This is a genomic window from Kocuria sp. CPCC 205263 (assembly GCF_040981075.1).
Lineage (GTDB): Bacteria > Actinomycetota > Actinomycetes > Actinomycetales > Micrococcaceae > Kocuria > Kocuria rosea.
The window spans coordinates 1-18210 of sequence record NZ_JAVKPV010000009.1 but is presented as its reverse complement, the minus strand read 5'-3'; the positions used below and the strand labels follow the sequence as shown (position 1 = coordinate 18210).

At 72.4% G+C, this 18210-nt stretch carries 10 protein-coding genes; 9 read left to right on the top strand and 1 reads right to left on the bottom strand.

Translation table 11 applies throughout. From position 1 onward, the window contains the following. The first annotated feature begins 34 nt into the window (after positions 1-34). The 6 genes from RF647_RS14245 to glgX are packed head-to-tail and all read left to right on the top strand — an operon-like array spanning position 35 to position 6530. Positions 35-517 carry a CarD family transcriptional regulator gene (locus tag RF647_RS14245; protein ID WP_017831963.1) on the top strand — a complete coding sequence of 161 codons (483 nt, stop codon included), beginning with the start codon at positions 35-37 and terminating at the stop codon, positions 515-517. Positions 518-524: 7 nt separating this feature from the next. After that, positions 525-1349, top strand: coding sequence for a 2-C-methyl-D-erythritol 4-phosphate cytidylyltransferase (ispD, locus tag RF647_RS14240; protein WP_368812288.1), 825 nt, complete (start codon positions 525-527; stop codon positions 1347-1349). Positions 1350-1352: 3 nt separating this feature from the next. Further along, on the top strand, positions 1353-1844 hold the full coding sequence (gene ispF, locus RF647_RS14235) for a 2-C-methyl-D-erythritol 2,4-cyclodiphosphate synthase (RefSeq protein ID WP_368812287.1): 492 nt from the start codon (positions 1353-1355) through the stop codon (positions 1842-1844). A gap of 35 nt (positions 1845-1879) precedes the next feature. After that, positions 1880-3310 carry a cysteine--tRNA ligase gene (cysS, locus tag RF647_RS14230; RefSeq protein WP_368812286.1) on the top strand — a complete coding sequence of 477 codons (1431 nt, stop codon included), beginning with the start codon at positions 1880-1882 and terminating at the stop codon, positions 3308-3310. A gap of 39 nt (positions 3311-3349) precedes the next feature. Further along, complete coding sequence (gene rlmB, locus RF647_RS14225; protein WP_368812285.1) at positions 3350-4324, top strand: 23S rRNA (guanosine(2251)-2'-O)-methyltransferase RlmB; 975 nt, start codon at positions 3350-3352, stop codon at positions 4322-4324. Next, entirely contained in the window at positions 4311-6530 is a 2220-nt protein-coding gene (glgX, locus tag RF647_RS14220; RefSeq protein WP_368812284.1) for a glycogen debranching protein GlgX, read from the top strand. The genes rlmB and glgX overlap by 14 nt, the downstream gene beginning before the upstream one ends. Before the next feature lie 92 nt (positions 6531-6622). On the opposite strand, the gene glgP is transcribed toward glgX, so the two are convergent. Then, the gene (glgP, locus tag RF647_RS14215; RefSeq protein ID WP_368812283.1) at positions 6623-9220 is read right to left on the bottom strand and encodes an alpha-glucan family phosphorylase; all 2598 of its coding nucleotides are present in this window, start codon (positions 9218-9220) and stop codon (positions 6623-6625) included. Between the two features lie 157 nt (positions 9221-9377). On the opposite strand from glgP, the gene RF647_RS14210 reads away from it, so the two are divergent. The 3 genes from RF647_RS14210 to glgB all read left to right on the top strand — a co-directional run bounded on the left by RF647_RS14210 (position 9378) and on the right by glgB (position 17702). Next, a complete protein-coding gene (locus RF647_RS14210; protein ID WP_368812282.1) occupies positions 9378-11834 on the top strand; it encodes a maltotransferase domain-containing protein in 2457 nt (818 codons plus the stop codon). Between the two features lie 109 nt (positions 11835-11943). Beyond that, complete coding sequence (gene treS, locus RF647_RS14205; RefSeq protein WP_017831955.1) at positions 11944-13710, top strand: maltose alpha-D-glucosyltransferase; 1767 nt, start codon at positions 11944-11946, stop codon at positions 13708-13710. A gap of 53 nt (positions 13711-13763) precedes the next feature. Beyond that, positions 13764-17702, top strand: coding sequence for a 1,4-alpha-glucan branching protein GlgB (gene glgB, locus RF647_RS14200; RefSeq protein WP_368812281.1), 3939 nt, complete (start codon positions 13764-13766; stop codon positions 17700-17702). Positions 17703-18210: the final 508 nt, after the last annotated feature.

The following is an 18210-nucleotide window of genomic DNA, read 5'->3' as shown; positions in this document are numbered from 1 at the left end:
GTTAGAATGGGAGTTCTGAAAGGGGTATTTCCATATGGTTTTTGAGGTTGGCGAGACGGTTGTCTACCCGCACCACGGCGCGGCGACCATCGAGGAAATCAAGACCCGCACCGTCAAGGGCGAAGAGAAGATGTATCTCAAGCTCAAGGTGACCCAGGGGGATCTGGTGATCGAGGTACCCGCGGAGAACGTCGACCTGGTGGGCGTGCGCGACGTCGTCGACGAGGACGGGCTCAAGAAGGTCATCTCGGTCCTGCAGGCGAAGGACACCGAGGAGGCCAGCAACTGGTCCCGGCGCTACAAGGCCAACCTCGAGAAGCTCGCCTCCGGGGACGTGCTCAAGGTCGCCGAGGTCGTGCGCGACCTCTGGCGCCGCGACCGCGACCGCGGGCTCTCGGCGGGGGAGAAGCGGATGCTGACGAAGGCCCGCCAGATCCTCACCTCCGAGCTGGCGCTCGCCAAGAAGATCGACGAGGAAGAGGCCGAGAAGCGCCTCGACGACATCCTGGCGTCCTGACCGACCCGTGAGCGGGAACGCACCACGGTCCACCACGGCGAACCCGCCCTCCCCGGAGGGCGGGTTCGCCGTCGTCGTCGTGGCGGCGGGCTCCGGCACACGACTCGGGCACGGCATCCCCAAGGCCCTGGTGGTCCTCGACGGCCGCCCCCTCCTGGAGCACGCGCTGCGGGGCATCCGGTGCGCCGGGCTGACCGGGCCCGTGCTGGTGACCGTCCCGGCCGGGGACGTCGAGCTCTCCGCGACCGCCCGGGCGCACGGCGCGCGACCCGTGACCGGCGGAGCCTCCCGCGCGGAGTCCGTGCGCGAGGCGCTGACCGAGCTCGCGCGGTCCGAGCCCGCCTGCACCGCGGTGCTCGTCCACGACGCCGCCCGCTGCCTCACCCCGCCCGGGGTCTTCCGCACCGTCGTGGACCGGCTGCGCGCCGGGGAGCGCGCCGTGGTCCCCGTGCTGCCCGTGGCGGACACGATGCGCCGGGTCGACGACGCCGGACGATCGCTCGGCACCGTGGACCGCACGGTGCTGCGCGCGGTGCAGACCCCGCAGGGCTTCGACCTCGCCCTGCTCCGGTCGGTGAACCGCGCCGCCGCGGAGGCCGGGACGGACCCCGGGTCCGTCACCGACGACGCCTCCCTCGTGGAGGCGCACGCCCCGGGGACCGCCGTGCTGACGGTGCCCGGACACGAGCACGCCTTCAAGATCACCCGTCCGCTCGACCTGGTGCTGGCCGAGGCCGTCCTGCGCGGCCGCGCACCGGGCGCGGACGCGGCGGTGCCCGTCACCGCCGCTCCTTCCCCCGACCCCGACCTGCTCGACCCCGAGGAGCCCTGACCCGTGATCCTGCCCCGCACCGGCATCGCCGTCGACGTCCACGCCTTCGGACCCGAGGGCACCCCGCTGTGGGTCGCGGGCCTCGAGTGGCCGGGGGAGCGCGGTCTCGCCGGGCACTCGGACGGGGACGTCGTGGCCCACGCCGCCGCCGACGCCCTGTTCTCGGCCTCCGGCACGGGCGACCTGGGCGCCAACTTCGGTGTGGACCGCCCCGAGCTGGAGGGCGCGTCCGGGGCGCGGATCCTCGCGGAGGCGGCCCGGATCGTGCGGGAGGCCGGCTTCGAGATCGGCAACGTGGCCGTGCAGCTGATCGGGAACCGGCCGCGGTTCGCGCCGCGGCGGGCCGAGGCCGAGTCCGTGCTCACCGGCGCGGCCGGCGCGCCCGTCACGGTCAGCGCCACGACCTCCGACCGGCTCGGGCTCACGGGCCGCGGGGAGGGACTCGCGGCCGTGGCCACCGCGCTGGTCGTGCCCGCGGACGCGCGCCGGGCCTGACCGGGGCGCCACCGCCCGCCCTTATGATGGGCCGTGTGACTCTGCGCTTCTACGACACCGCCACCGCGACCGTGCGGGACTTCGCGCCCGCCCACCCCGGCGAGGCCCGTCTGTACTACTGCGGCGCCACCGTCCAGGGCATGCCGCACATCGGCCACGTCCGCTCGGCCCTGGTCTTCGACCAGCTCGCCCGGTGGCTCGCCCACCGCGGCTACCGGGTCACCACCGTGCGCAACGTCACCGACATCGACGACAAGATCCTCGCGAACTCGGCCGCGTCCTTCGCCCCCGACTACGCCGGCGACCACCCCCGCGAGCCGTGGTGGGCGCTCGCCTACCGGTTCGAGCAGGCGTTCAACGCCGCCTACGACGCCATCGGCGTCGGCCGGCCCACCTACGAGCCGCGCGCCACGGGCCACGTCCCCGAGATGCACGCCCTAATCCGCACCCTCGTCGACGCCGGGCACGCCTACCCGGCGCCGGACGGCTCCGGGGACGTCTACTTCGACGTCCGCTCCTGGGAGCGCTACGGCGAGCTCACCCACCAGTCGGTCGACGACATGCAGGACGCCCCCGACGCCGACCCCCGCGGCAAGCGGGACCCCCGCGACTTCGCTCTGTGGAAGGGGCACAAGGCGGGGGAGCCCGAGACCGCCCGCTGGGACTCGCCCTGGGGCGCCGGCCGGCCCGGCTGGCACCTCGAGTGCTCGGCCATGGCCGCGAAGTACCTCGGCGAGCACTTCGACATCCACGGCGGCGGACTGGACCTGCGCTTCCCCCACCACGAGAACGAGCTGGCCCAGTCGGCGGCGGCCGGGCAGCGGTTCGCGACGCTCTGGCTGCACAACGGGCTGGTCACCTACGCGGGCGAGAAGATGTCCAAGTCGATCGGCAACACCGTCTCCCCGGCGGAGATGCTCGCCGAGGCCCGGCCGCTGGCCGTGCGCTACTACCTCGGCCAGGCCCACTACCGCTCCGTGCTGGACTACCGGCCCACCTCCCTCGCCGAGGCCACGGCCGCGGTCGAACGGGTCGAGTCCTTCCTGCGCGCGGCCCGGGAAACCGGCGCCGACCTCGACGGGACGGCCGGGGACGTGCCGCCCGCCTTCGGCGACGCCATGGACGACGACCTCAACGTGCCCCAGGCCCTCGCCGTCCTGCACGAGACCGTCCGCGCCGGCAACTCCGCGCTCGCCGACGGCCTGGACGCCGCCGCGCCCGCCCGGGCGGTGCGCGCCATGACCGACGTCCTCGGCCTGACCGCGCTCATGGACCTCGGGGACGCCGCCGGGAACGCCGCCGAGCACGCGGCCCTCGACGCCCTCGTGCGCTCGCTGCTGGCCCAGCGCGACCAGGCCCGCGCCGCCAAGGACTGGGCCCGGGCCGACGCCCTCCGGGACGAGCTCGCCGCCGCCGGCGTCGCGGTGCGCGACGCCGCCGGCGGATCCACCTGGTCCGTGGCCTGACCGGCCCGCCCCACCCACCACGACCGAACAGAGGAACCCATGCCAGCCCCCAAGCGTCCCGGCGCGATCCGAAAGAACAAGAAGGGCCCGCTGGTCGGCACCGGCGGCCACGGCCGCAAGGCCCTCGAGGGCCGGGGCCCCACCCCCAAGGCCGAGGACCGCCCGTACCACAAGGCGCACAAGATGAAGAATGCCGCCGAGCGGCGACAGGGCCAGGGCGGCCGCTCCCCGGCCCGCACCCGCGGCAAGGTCCAGGAGGACCTCGTCACCGGGCGGAACTCCGTGGTCGAGGCGCTGCGCGCGGACATCCCCGCCAAGGCCCTGTACGCGGCGAGCAAGATCGACGTCGACGACCGCGTGCGCGAGATCCTGCAGCTCTGCGCCGAGCGCGGGATCACGATCCTCGAGGCCTCCAAGGGCGAGCTCGACCGGCTCACCAGCGACGCCGTGCACCAGGGCGTGGCTCTGCAGGTGCCGGCCTACGAGTACCAGGACGCCGTGGAGGCCGCCCGGAAGTTCATGACCCAGTGGGAGAAGCGGCACATCCGCCGTCCCCCGCTGATGGTCGCCCTCGACGGGATCACCGACCCCCGCAACCTCGGCGCCATCATCCGCAGCGTCTCCGCGTTCTCCGGCAACGCCGTGATCGTGCCCGAGCGCCGGTCCGTGGGCGTCACGGCCTCCGCCTGGAAGACCAGCGCCGGCGCCGCGGCCCGCGTGCCCGTCACCAAGGCGGCCAACCTCAACCGCACCCTCGAGGAGCTCAAGGCCATGGGCTACTTCGTGGTCGGCCTCGACGGCGGCGGCGACGTCGAGCTGCCCGGCCTCGAGCTGGCCACCGAGCCGCTCGTCATCGTGGTCGGCTCGGAGGGCAAGGGCCTGTCCCGGCTGGTCACCGAGAACTGCGACCAGGTCGTCTCCATCCCCATCGACTCCACGATGGAGTCGCTCAACGCCTCGATGGCCGTGGGCATCACCCTGTACGAGGTGTCGCGACGCCGTGCTGGTTCCTGAGCCCCGGCGGCAGGACACCGGTCGGCCGTACGTCTCCCACCCCTACCCCCTCGGGGTCCACCCCTCTCCCGAGCGCGACGGCAGCGCGAACGTGGCGGTCTACGCCCCGGGGATCCCCGACCTGGACATCGTCTTCCGCCTGCCCGGCGGCCGCTGGCAGCGGCGGCGGCTCACCGGCCGCACCGGCGGCGTGCACCACGGGACGATCCCGCCGGCCGAGCAGCAGCGGCTCTCGGAGACGGGCTTCGACTACCTGCGGCACCGGGACGAGGCCCCGGCCCTGCCCGCCGGCACGGAGTACGGGTTCGTGCCCGCCGACTCGCCGGTCGCCTCCCGCCACCGCTCCCCGGACCCGGTCGCCCAGCAGATCCTGCTCGACCCCTACGGCAAGGGGCTGCGCCGCGTCGCACCGCCGCCCGGCGTCGTCGATCCCGGCCCCGACGCCTACGGGGGCCGCTACGTCTCCGTGGTCGTCCAGCAGGACTTCGACTGGGACGAGGACCGCCGTCCGGCCACCCCGTGGCGGGACACCGTCGTCTACGAGGCGCACGTCAAGGGCCTGACCGCCCTGCACCCGGACGTCCCGGAGGAGCTGCGGGGCACGTACGCCGGGCTCGCGCACCCCGCGATGACCGGGTACCTCACGTCCCTGGGCGTCACGGCCGTCGAGCTCCTGCCCGTGCACGCCCACCTGGACGAGCCGCACCTCACGTCCCTCGGGCTGAGCAACTACTGGGGCTACAACACCCTGGGCTTCTTCGCCCCACACGCCGGCTACGCGACCGAGGCCGCCCGCGCCCGGGGACCGCAGGGCGTGCTGGACGAGTTCAAGGCGATGGTCCGGGAGCTGCACCGCGCGGGGCTCGAGGTCTACCTCGACGTCGTCTACAACCACACCGCGGAGGCCGGCCAGGAGGAGCCCGCCTACTGCTGGCGGGGACTCGGCGACGAGGCCTACTACCGCCACGGCGAGGACGGCCGCTACGTGGATGTCACGGGGTGCGGCAACTCCGTGAACTTCGGCAACCCGCGGGTGGTGCAGATGGCGCTGGACTCCCTGCGCTACTGGGTGGAGCGCTGCCACGTGGACGGCTTCCGCTTCGACCTCGCCCCCGAGCTGGCCCGGGACGAGCGCCACCGCTTCACCCGCAACCACCCCTTCCTCGTGGCCGTCGGCGCGGACCCCGCCCTGTTCGGGACGAAGCTCATCGCCGAGCCCTGGGACGTGGGCATGGGCGGCTGGCAGACCGGTCACTTCCCCGAGGGGTGGGCCGACTGGAACGACCGCTTCCGGGACACCGTCCGCGACTTCTGGCTCACCGGCCCGCGCAGCATGAGCCTCGGCGGGGACGGGGGCAACGCCGCCCGGCTCGCCGGGGCGCTCGCCGGCTCCTCGGACATGTTCGCAGCCTCCGGGCGCAGCGCCCTGGCGTCCGTGAACTTCGTGACCGCCCACGACGGCTTCACCCTGGCGGATCTCGTCTCCTACGACAACAAGCACAACCAGGACAACCTGGAGAAGAACCGGGACGGGACCAACGACAACCACTCGTGGAACCACGGGGTGGAGGGCCCGGCGCGCGACGTGCGGATCCGGGCCGACCGGGCCCAGACCATGCGCAACGTCATGGCTACCCTGCTCTTCTCCCAGGGCGTGCCCATGATCACGGCCGGGGACGAGTTCGGCCGCACCCAGCGCGGCAACAACAACGCCTACTGCCAGGACAACGAGCTGTCCTGGGTGGACTGGCGGCTCACACCGGCGGACCGCGCCATGCTCGCGGCCACCCGCTCCCTGGTGGCCGTGCGGGGGGAGTTCCTGTCGGGGCAGCCGTCCCACTTCCCGACCCGCCCCGACGAGGTGATGATGCACTGGTTCGGCCCCGACGGGTCGGCCATGACCGCCACCGGCTGGCAGACCCCCGGGGCCCGGACCATCCAGGTGCTGATCGGGTCCCGCGGCGGCCGGGTGGCGGGGCTCATGGTGGTCAACGGCGCGAGCGCCGACATGGCGATCATCTTCCCGAACCTCGCGGAGCTCCTGCGGCCGGGCGAGCAGGGGCACCCCCTCGAGAAGGCCGACGGCGTCTACTCCCTGGTGCACAGCACGGCCTCCGTGCTGCACGGACGCTACGGGGCGCGCTACCGGGCGGGCCAGGCGCAGGGCGTGCCCGCCGGCTCGGTGACGCTCTTCCGGGTGCTCTGAGCACCCGGGTGCGCTGAGGGTCCCGGTGCGCTGAGCCATCCGGTGCGCCGAGCCGCGGCGGCCCCTCCTGTGGGCCGCGCGGCGCCGGCGGCTCAGGCGTTGGTCACCAGTCCCAGCTCGGCCTTGTCGGCGAGCTCGGGGTGGGCGGGCAGCAACCGGACGGTGTAGCCGAACGGGCCCGAGCGGTCCACGGTGATCGTGCCGCAGAACTTGTGCCGCCCCCCGCCGAGGTCGTCGACGGGGCTCAGGCCCGCGTACTTGCGCTCGTGGATGTGGTCCGTCTCCGAGACCCGGCCGTACCCGATCTCCGCGCACACGTCCTCCGGGCTCAGCGAGCCGAGGGACACGTAGGCGCACACCGTGAGCTCGTCCCCGATCTGCGGCTCCTGGGCCACGCCCTCGGCGTCCACGTGCTCCACCGACACCTGGCCCCACGCCTGGCGCACGCGCCCGACCCACCGGGACTTCGCCCGGGCGGCCGCGTGGCCGTCCAGCGCCGCCCGGCGGCCCGAGACGGCGGCCGGGACGTAGAGGTGCCGCACGTAGTCCTCGAGCATGCGCTTGGCGGAGACCTGCGGGCCCAGCGTCGCGAGGGTGTGCTTGACCATGGCCAGCCACTGGTGGGGCACGCCGTCGGTGTTCGGGTCCGAGCCCTCCGCCGTCTCGCCGTAGAACCGCGGGGCCACGTGGTTCTCGATGAGCTCATAGAGGGCGGCGGCCTCGATGTCGTCGCGCTCGTCCGGGTGCGCGCCCTCGTCGGCGGTCGGGATGGCCCAGCCGTTCTGGCCGTCGTACATCTCGTCCCACCAGCCGTCGAGCACCGAGAGGTTCAGCCCGCCGTTGAGGGCGGCCTTCATCCCGGACGTGCCGCACGCCTCGAGCGGGCGCAGCGGGTTGTTCAGCCACACGTCGCAGCCCGGGAAGAGGGTCCGGGCCATAGCGATGTCGTAGTTGGGGAGGAACACGATCCGGTGGCGCACCTCCGGGTCGTCCGTGAAGCGCACGAGGTCCTGGATCAGGCGCTTGCCCTGCTCGTCGGCCGGGTGGGACTTCCCGGCGACCACGAGCTGGACGGGGTGCTCCGGGTCCAGCAGGATCCGCTTGAGCCGCTGCGGGTCCCGCAGCATGAGCGTGAGCCGCTTGTAGGTGGGCACCCGGCGGGCGAAGCCGATCGTGAGCACGCCCGGGTCGAGAACCGAGTCGGTCCAGCCCAGCTCGGCGTCCGCGAGACCGCGCTTCTTCCACGACGCCCGCAGCCGGGCCCGGACGTCCTCCACCAGGCGGGTGCGCAGCTCCCGTCGGACGGCCCACAGCTCGGCGTCGTCGGCGCCGTAGATCCGGCGCCACCGCGCGGCCCGGTTCAGGTCCGAGCCCATCGGGTCGAGGGCCAGCTCCGCCATGCGCGGGTCGATCCAGGTCATGACGTGCACGCCGTTGGTGATCGAGCCGATCGGCACCTCGTCGACGTCGAAGCCCGGCCACAGCCCCTGGAACATGCCCCGGGAGACCACGCCGTGCAGCTTGGCCACCCCGTTGGCCCGCTGCGCCAGGCGCAGCCCCATGACCGCCATGTTGAACTTGGAGGGGTCGCCGCCGTCGTAGTCCTCGGCGCCCAGGGACAGGATCTTGGCCGTGGGCACGGACGGGGCGAGACCCGCGTTGAGGAAGTGCTCGATCTGCGCCTGCTCGAACCGGTCGATGCCCGCGGGCACCGGGGTGTGGGTCGTGAACACGGTGGCCGAGCGCACCGCGGTCAGGGCCTCGTCCCACGTCATCGGCTCGGTCCCGTCCGCCGGGTCCATGAGCTCCGCGATCCGCTCGACGCCCAGGAACCCGGCGTGGCCCTCGTTGCAGTGGAAGACCTCCGGGGCGGGCGCCCCGGTCAGCCGGGAGAAGGCCCGCAGCGCCCGGATCCCGCCCATCCCGAGGAGCAGCTCCTGCTGGAGCCGGTGGTCGCCGCCGCCGCCGTAGAGGCGGTCCGTGACGTTGCGGGCGTGGTCGTCGTTGTCCGGGATGTCGGAGTCGAGCAGCAGCAGGGGGACGCGGCCGACGTCGGCCCGCCAGATGTGGGCGGACAGGGAGCGGCCGTTGGGTAGGGGCAGGGTGATCCGGACCGGGCTCCCGTCCTCCTCCCGCAGCAACGTCAGGGGCATGCCGTCCGGGTCGAGGACAGGGTAGGACTCCTGCTGCCACGCGTCGCGGGACAGGGACTGCTTGAAGTAGCCGTGCTGGTAGAACAGGCCGACGCCCACCACCGGCACGCCGAGGTCCGAGGCGCTCTTGAGGTGGTCGCCGGCGAGGATCCCCAGCCCGCCCGAGTACTGGGGGAGCACGGAGGTGACACCGTACTCGGCGGAGAAGTAGGCGATGGACCGCGGGGCGTCCTCCGCCTGCGTCTTCTGGTACCACAGGTCGTCGGTGAGGTAGCGCTCGAGATCGGCGTCCAGCTCCTCGATCCGGCGCACCGTGGCCGGGTCCTGGGCGATCTGCTGGATCTCCTCCCGGGTGAGGGAGCCGAGGAGCTTGACGGGGTCCCCGTGGACCGCGTCCCAGGCCTGCGGGTTCAGCTCGGCGAACAGCTGTTCGGTGGGCCGGTGCCAGGACCAGCGAAGGTTCCTCGCAAGTCGGCTCAGAGGGGCGATGGACTCCGGCAGCACGGTGCGCACGGTGAATCTACGGATTGCCTTCACGCCGTCAGACTACCGGTGCGGCGGCGCCGGACGGCGGTGCCGCCGCCCATCCTTCCCCCGGCGCGCCGCACCGCCCGACCGGGGCCGGGACACCGGGACGGCGACACCGTCCCACGGTTCGACAGCGGGCTTAACGATCGCCGGGTTTGTCGCTAACGTGGTCCAGGTGAGCCAAGCCAACACGCCGCCCCCGTCCGACCCGGCCTCGAGCCCGGCCGGCGCGCCCGCCCCCGACCCCTCGACGACGACGACGCCCGCCCTTCCCGGTGCCGGGACCGGTGCCGCCGCGGCGCCGGCCGAGCAGCCCGCGAAGAAGGCACCGGCGCGGCGCAGAGCGTCCACCGCCCGGAAGGCCCCGGAGCCCGAGGTCACGGCGCCCGTGGCCGACGAGCCCGGCATCGCCGTCGTCCCCGCGGCGGAGCCCAAGACGCGTGCCAAGCGGACGTCCACGGCCAGGACGGCCGCGGCGAAGTCGCCCGCCGGGACGCCCGCGGCCAAGGCCGCCGGCACGAGGACGGCCACCGCCAAGAAGGCCACCACGCCGCGGAAGTCGACGACCACGCGCCGGAAGGCCGCCGGCTCGGCGTTCTCCCGCGAGGACCTCGTCTACGGCCGGATCCCGGTCGTCGGCGTGAGCCCCGTGGTCGAGGACGGCCGCTTCCCGGCGAAGGCCGTGCCGGGCGAGTCGATCCGCGTGGGCGCCACCGTGTTCCGCGAGGGCCACGACGCCCTGGGTGTGACCGCGGTGCTGTACGACCCGCAGGGCGCGGAGGCCGAGCGCGTGCCGATGCGCCTCACCACCCCCGGCACCGACCGCTACGAGGCGTGGCTGACGCCGGCGTCCGAGGGCGCCTGGACCTTCGCCGTGGAGGGCTGGGGCGACCTGTTCGAGACGTGGCGCCACGCCGCCGAGATCAAGGTGGGGGTCGGCCAGGACGTCGACCTCATGATGGCCGAGGGCGTCGTGCTCTTCGACCGCGCCGCCGCGGAGCCGGGCCGCCCGGACTCCGACGCCGAGCTGTTCCGCGCGGTCTCCCGCACGCTCGGCAACGGTGAGCTGCCCGCCGAGCACCGGCTCGAGGCCGGCACCTCCGCCGAGGTCCTGGCCGTGGTCGCCGAGCGGCCGCTGCGCGACCTCGTGACCGAGAGCCGCCGCTACCCGCTGAAGGTCGAGCGCGCCGCCGCCGGCCGCGGGTCCTGGTACGAGTTCTTCCCCCGCTCCGAGGGTGCCGTCTTCGACGTCGAGTCCGGCACGTGGGCCTCCGGCACCTTCCGGACCGCCGCCGAGAGCCTCGACCGTGTCGCGGCCATGTGCTTCGACGTCATCTACCTGCCCCCGATCCACCCGATCGGCACGGCGCACCGCAAGGGCCCGAACAACACCCTGGTGGCCGGTCCGCAGGACCCGGGGTCCCCGTGGGCCATCGGCGCCCCCGAGGGCGGGCACGACACGATCCACCCGGACCTCGGCTCGTTTGAGGACTTCGACGGCTTCGTGGCCCGTGCCGGTGACCTGGGCCTCGAGGTGGCCCTGGACCTCGCCCTGCAGGCCTCCCCGGACCACCCGTGGGTCACCGCGCACCCGGAGTGGTTCACGACCCGCGCCGACGGCTCCATCGCGTACGCGGAGAACCCGCCGAAGAAGTACCAGGACATCTACCCGATCAACTTCGACAACGACCCCGAGGGCCTGTCCCTCGAGGTGCTGCGGATCGTGGAGCTGTGGATCTCCCACGGGGTGAAGATCTTCCGGGTCGACAACCCGCACACCAAGCCCCTGTGGTTCTGGGAGTGGCTGATCGGCACGGTCAACGCCAAGCACCCCGACGTCGTGTTCCTGGCCGAGGCGTTCACCCGCCCGGCCATGATGCAGGGCCTCGCCCGGGTCGGCTTCCAGCAGTCCTACTCGTACTTCACCTGGCGCAACACCAAGAAGGAGATCGAGGAGTACCTCGAGGAGATCAGCCACGAGACCTCGGCGGTGTACCGGCCGAACTTCTTCGTCAACACCCCCGACATCCTCACCGAGTACCTGCAGTTCGGCGGGCCCGCGGCCTTCAAGATCCGTGCCGTCCTGGCCGCCACCGGCTCGCCCCTCTGGGGCGTCTACGCCGGCTACGAGCTCTACGAGCACGTGGCCCGGGCCGGCGCCGAGGAGTACGTCGACAACGAGAAGTACGAGTACCGGCCCCGCGACTTCGCCCGCGCCGAGGAGCGCGGCGAGTCCCTCGCCCCGTACCTCACGCGGCTCAACGAGATCCGGCGCCGGCACGCCGCGTTCGGCGACCTGCAGAACCTGACGGTGCAGTCCACGTCCGACGACGCCCTGGTCGCCTTCTCGAGGACGAAGACCGTCCGGCACGGGGGCTCGAGCTACAAGGACACGGTGATCGTGGTCGTGAACGTGGACCCGCACGCGACCCGGGAGGGCACCGTGTGGCTGGACCTGGAGTCCCTGGGCCTGGACGACGCGGACTTCAACGAGGACGGCAGCTTCTGGGTGGACGACCTGCTCAGCGGGAACTCCTGGAAGTGGGGCACGCACAACTACGTGCGCCTGGACCCGCACTACGACCCCGCGCACGTCCTGCACGTCCGCCGCAACGTCAAGTAGGGGCTCGACCGCACCCCGTCGGGGCCCTCCCGGGCGACGTCCCCGGGAGGGCCCCCTCCGCAAGCACCGATGGCCTCCGACCCACCTGTCCGAAAGGCGGCACCCCCGCATGAGCATCTCGCCGTACTCGCTCAACGCCCCCGGCATCTCCCACGACCCCGACTGGTTCCGCAAAGCGGTGTTCTACGAGGTGCTCGTCCGGGCGTTCTCCGACGCCAACGGTGACGGCTCCGGCGACTTCTCCGGCCTGATCGACAAGCTCGACTACCTGCAGTGGCTGGGCATCGACTGCCTCTGGCTGCCGCCGTTCTTCGAGTCCCCGCTGCGCGACGGCGGCTACGACATCTCGGACTACTACTCGGTGCTCGACGAGTTCGGCACGATCAGCGACTTCAAGCGCCTCGTGGCCGAGGCGCACGCCCGCGGCCTGCGGGTGATCATCGACCTCCCGCTCAACCACACGAGCGACCAGCACCCGTGGTTCCAGGCCTCCCGCGAGGACCCCGAAGGGCCCTACGGCGACTTCTACGTCTGGTCGGACACGGACGAGCTGTACCAGGACGCCCGGATCATCTTCGTGGACACCGAGGAGTCGAACTGGACGTTCGACCCGATCCGCCGGCAGTTCTTCTGGCACCGCTTCTTCTCCCACCAGCCGGACCTCAACTTCGAGAACCCCGCCGTGGTGGAAGCCGTCCACGATGTGGTGAAGTTCTGGCTCGACATGGGCATCGACGGCTTCCGGGCCGACGCGATCCCGTACCTGATCGAGGAGGAGGGGACCAACTGCGAGAACCTCCCCGGCACCCACGACTTCCTGGTCGAGCTGCGGCGCATGATCGACGACCAGTACCCGGGGCGCGTGGTGATCGCCGAGGCGAACCAGATGCCGCACGAGGTGGTGGAGTACTTCGGCAGCGAGCAGGACCCCGAGTGCCACATGTGCTTCCACTTCCCGATCATGCCGCGGATCTTCTACGCGCTGCGGGACCAGAAGGCCGCCCCGATCGTGGAGACCATGCGGGAGACGCCGGACATCCCGCGCGGCACCCAGTGGGGCACGTTCCTGCGCAACCACGACGAGCTGACCCTCGAGATGGTGACCACCGAGGAGCGCCAGGCGATGCTCGGCTGGTACGCCCCCGACTCCCGCATGCGCGCCAACGTGGGCATCCGCCGCCGCCTGGCCCCCCTGCTGGACAACTCGCGGGCCGAGATCGAACTGATCCACGCCCTGCTCCTGTCCCTGCCGGGCAGCCCGTTCCTGTACTACGGGGACGAGATCGGGATGGGCGACAACATCTGGCTCGACGACCGCGACGCGTCCCGCACCCCCATGCAGTGGACCCCGGACCGCAACGCCGGGTTCTCCAAGGCGGACCCGGGCAAGCTGTACCTGCCCGTGGTGCAGTCGCTGGTCTACCACTACAACCAGGTCAACGTGGAGGCGCAGCTGGCGTCGTCGTCGTCCCTGCTGCACTGGATGCGTCAGATGCTCGCGGTGCGCAAGGCGCACCCGGCGTTCGGCCTCGGCTCGTACGTCGGCGTGGAGACGGACCACGACTCCGTGCTCGCGTTCCTGCGCGTGCTCCCCGACGAGGAGGCCGACGACGGACGCGGCGAGACCGTGCTGTGCCTGTTCAACCTCGCGCACACCCCGGCGTGCGCCCGGATCCGCCTGCCCCAGTTCGCGGGCCGCGGGCTGCGCGAGCTCTTCGGCGGCGACCTGTTCGGCGAGGTGGACGAGGCCGGGGAGTACCGCATCACCCTCGGCAGCCAGGACTTCTTCTGGCTGCGCCTCCGGGCCGCTCCCCGTGACGACGGCACGTCCCCCCAGACCACGGCCATGCCGATCATCACCGCCACCAAGTCCTGAGCGCGTCCGCGCGTCCGGCCACCTCCTCGCCCGTCCCGGAAGGACCCGATCCCATGACCGACCAGCACCCCGACGAGCTCCTCGACCTCCTGCGCCGGTGGCTGCCGCGGCAGCGGTGGTTCCCCTTCGCGGACGGCGGTGCGGGCACGGAGCTGCGGGTCGTCGCCCAGCTGGCGCTGCCGGACCAGGAGGGCGCCGGCGCCCGGCTCCTGCTGGTCGAGGCCTCGGAGGGGGCGCGCACCGAGCTGCTCCAGGTGCCGCTGAGCTTCCGCGCCGCGCCCCTGGCGGGCGCCGAGCGCTTCCTCGTCGGCGAGCTGGCGCCCGCCGCGGCCGAGGACGCCGGGACGGGGGTCCCGGCGGAGGAGACCGCCACCCCGCGCCGGGCCGCGCGCTTCCTCCGGGACCGGGCCGCCCGCGCCGGCCGTGCCGTGGCCCACCGCACCGGGCTGCCGCTGCCCGGTGCGGAGGACGCCGTGGCCGGACCCTGGGTCTACGACGGGGTCGGGGACCCGGCGTTCGTCGGACCGGTCCTGGGGCTCATGCAGCGCGCGGAGCCGCTCAGCTCCGGCCCGCTCGGGCTGACCGTGACGGGCGCGCACGCCGACGTGCTGCGCGTCCCCTACGCGGTCGAGACGCCCGCGCAGGTCCGCGTGATCTCGAGCGAGCAGTCGAACTCCTCGGTGATCCTCACCCCGCCCGCGGGCCGGGCGGACGCCGACGCCGTGATCGTGAAGTTCTTCCGCGTGCTGGGGGAGGGCGACAACCCGGACGTGGAGGTGGGCCGCGAGCTCACCGCGCTCGGCTGCCCCGCGGTGCCGAGCACCTTCGGGTGGCTCGACGCCCGCTGGCGCACCGGGCTGAGCACCGTGCAGGGCCAGCTGGCCGTGGCCACCGAGTTCCTCGCCGGCTCCGCCGACGCGTGGGGCCGGGCCGTCGAGGCCGCGGAGCAGGGCACGGACTTCTCCGAGGAGGCCCGCGAACTGGGCCGCACCACCGCGCGCGTGCACCGCGACCTGGGCCGCGCGTTCGGCGCGGACGCCCCCGACGACGACGCCCGCGCCCGCCTCCTGAACGACCTCGGCGGACGCCTGCGCTGGGCCCGCACGGAGACCGGCTCCCTGTTCTCGGAGCACTCGGCCGCCCTCGACCAGCTGATCACCTCCCTCGGCGACGTGCCGGAGCTGCCCCCGCTGCAGCGCATCCACGGCGACTACCACCTGGGCCAGGTCCTGCAGACCGAGGACGGGCAGTTCAAAGTGCTCGACTTCGAGGGGGAGCCCCTGCGCGCCATCGAGGAGCGCACCCGGCCGGACGTCGCCCTGCGCGACGTGGTCGGCATGCTGCGCTCCTTCGACTACGCTGCCGCCTTCGGCGCCCGTGCCGGCGCGGCGGACGCCGAGGCGTGGGGCCGGCGCGCCGGCGACGCGTTCCTGGCCGGCTACGAGCAGGGCGCCGGGCACCCGGTGGACCGCGGTTCCCCGCTGTTCCAGGCGCTGTGGCTGGACAAGGCCCTGTACGAGGTCGTCTACGAGCAGCGCAACCGCCCCGACTGGGTGGACGTCCCGGCAGCGGCGGTTCGCCGTTCACTGGAGAGCCTCCGGTCGCGTAGCGTGAACCCTGATACCGCCGGTGCGGACCCCGCCCCCGGCACCGACCACGACGACGACAGCTCCCGCTCCGCGCGGCTCATCCCTGCGGCAGCGGGAACGGAAATCGAGGACGCAGTGAGCGCCAGCACTCCGCAGGACCGATCCGACCCCGTCCAGAAGTCCCGCGCCGTCCCGGCCGGCCACGACGTGGCCCCTGCGGGACCGGTGCACGTGGCCGAGCACGTGCTGGCCGCCGTGTCCGAGGGCCGCCACCACGACCCGCACGGCGTCCTGGGCGCCCACCTGAACCCGGACGGCAGCGTCACCGTGCGCACGCTGCGCCGGTTCGCGACCGCGGTCGCGGTCGTGACGCAGGACGGCACCTTCGAGCTCGAGCACGAGTGGGGCGGCATCTTCACGGGCGTGGTCCCCGCGCACGAGCCGGGCCGGATCCCCGACTACCGCTTGGACGTGACCTACCGGGACCTGGAGCCGCAGCGGCTGGACGACCCGTACCGCTTCGGGCCGACCCTCGGCGAGCTGGACCTCCACCTCATCGGCGAGGGCCGCCACGAGACGCTGTGGACCGTCCTCGGCGCGCACGTGCGCCGCTACCCCTCCGCGATGGGCGACATCACCGGCGTGGCCTTCGCCGTGTGGGCCCCCAACGCCCAGGCGGTGCGGGTCATCGGCGACTTCAACGGCTGGGACGGCAGCGAGCACGCCATGCGCTCCCTCGGCTCCTCGGGCGTGTGGGAGATCTTCGTCCCGGGCCTGGGCTCCGGCGCCACCTACAAGTTCCGCATCCTCGGCCGGGACGGCGGCTGGCGCGAGAAGGCGGACCCCATGGCCTTCGGCACCGAGGTGCCGCCGTCCACCGCGTCCCGCGTCTTCGAGTCCGACTACGAGTTCCAGGACGACGCCTGGATGGCGCGCCGGGCGGCGACCGATCCGCACAACGCGCCCATGAGCGTCTATGAGCTGCACATCGGCTCGTGGCGCAAGGGCCTGGGCTACAAGGACCTCGCGAAGGAGCTCGTCGAGTACCTTACCTGGCAGGGCTTCACCCACGTGGAGTTCATGCCGGTGGCCGAGCACCCGTTCGGCGGGTCCTGGGGCTACCAGGTGACGTCCTACTTCGCGCCGTCCTCCCGCTTCGGCAGCCCGGACGAGTTCCGCTACCTCGTGGACAAGCTGCACCAGGCTGGCATCGGCGTGATCGTGGACTGGGTCCCGGGCCACTTCCCGAAGGACGAGTGGGCGCTGGCCCGCTTCGACGGCGAGCCCCTGTACGAGCACGCCGACCCCCGCCGCGGCGAGCACAAGGACTGGGGGACGCTGATCCCCGACTACGGCCGCAACGAGGTCCGGAACTTCCTGGTGGCCAACGCCTCCTACTGGCTCGAGGAGTTCCACGTGGACGGCCTGCGCGTGGACGCGGTCGCGTCCATGCTCTACCTGGACTACTCGCGCAACGAGGGGGAGTGGGAGCCCAACGTCTTCGGCGGCCGCGAGAATCTCGAGGCGATCGCGTTCCTCAAGGAGGCCAACGCCACCGCGTACAAGCGCACCCCGGGGATCGTCATGATCGCCGAGGAGTCGACGTCCTACCCGGGCGTGACCCGGCCGACCGACGCCGACGGGCTGGGCTTTGGGCTCAAGTGGAACATGGGGTGGATGAACGACACCCTCGAGTACATGGCAGAGGACCCGGTCAACCGGTACTACCACCACAACAAGCTCACGTTCTCACTGGTCTACGCGTTTTCGGAGAACTTCCTGCTCCCGATCTCCCATGACGAGGTCGTCTACGGCAAGGGCTCCCTCCTGCGCAAGATGCCGGGCGACCGGTGGCAGCAGCTCGCCAACGTCCGCGCCTACCTGGCGTTCATGTGGGCCCACCCCGGCAAGCAGCTGATCTTCATGGGCACGGAGTACGCCCAGGAGTCCGAGTGGTCCCAGGAGCACGGCCTCGACTGGTGGCTCTCGGAGACCCCGCCGCACAAGGGCGTCCAGGAGCTGGTCCGCACCCTCAACGGGATCTACCGGGAGACCCCCGCGCTGTACGAGCGGGACAACAACCCCGCGGGGTTCGAGTGGATCGACGCGGCCGACGCCGGGCGCAACACGCTCTCCTTCACGCGCTGGGACGAGCAGGGCAACCCGCTCGTGTGCGTGGCGAACTTCGCCGGCAACCCGCACGAGAACTTCCGGCTGGGCCTGCCGTGGGCGGGGGAGTGGGTCGAGGCGCTCAACACGGACTCCGAGCTCTTCGGCGGTTCCGGCGTGGGCAACCTCGGCAAGGTCACCGCCACCGAGGGCGCCCACAACGGCAACCCCGCCTCGGTCGAGCTGACCGTCCCGCCGCTCGCCGTCCTGTACCTCAAGCCGGCCGAGCACTGAGCCGGCCCCGGCCGTTCCCGAGGGAGCCGGCCGAAGTCACGGGAAGGGCCCGGATCCTCGGATCCGGGCCCTTCCGCCGTCCCGGGACCGGGACGCGGGGCGCCCGGAGAAACCGCCGGCGGGCGACGGCGGTGGGTCCGGGAGGCCGGTTTGCACGGGCCGCGGAAACCGAGTAACTTCGTCCAAGTCGTCGCGGCGAGGAACTCCTCCGGGAGATCCACGGGGCGGCATCCCCCACCGAACGGTCCCAGCCGAGCAGCCAGCGAGTTGCACGGGGACGGAAAAGTGTTAGGATGGGAGATTGTGAGCTACGCCGGAAGGCGGCACCGTCACGATCAGGTAACCAAGAGTTCACCTGAGATTGACCGGGGTCGACCGGAAGGGCTAAGGTTGCAGAGCACTCCGGCAGCAAGGTGTCAAGCGAGACACGGCTGATCGGTCTGTTGTTTGAGAACTCAATAGTGTGCCATGTTTGTTGATACCGGATGTTTTATTCGGTTGATTGGTT

Coding starts and splice junctions, on each gene's coding strand:
- RF647_RS14245 (WP_017831963.1), top strand. CDS start 35: ATGGTTTTTGAGGTTGGCGAGACGGTTGTCTACCCGCACCACGGCGCG.
- rlmB (WP_368812285.1), top strand. CDS start 3,350: ATGCCAGCCCCCAAGCGTCCCGGCGCGATCCGAAAGAACAAGAAGGGC.
- treS (WP_017831955.1), top strand. CDS start 11,944: ATGAGCATCTCGCCGTACTCGCTCAACGCCCCCGGCATCTCCCACGAC.
- glgB (WP_368812281.1), top strand. CDS start 13,764: ATGACCGACCAGCACCCCGACGAGCTCCTCGACCTCCTGCGCCGGTGG.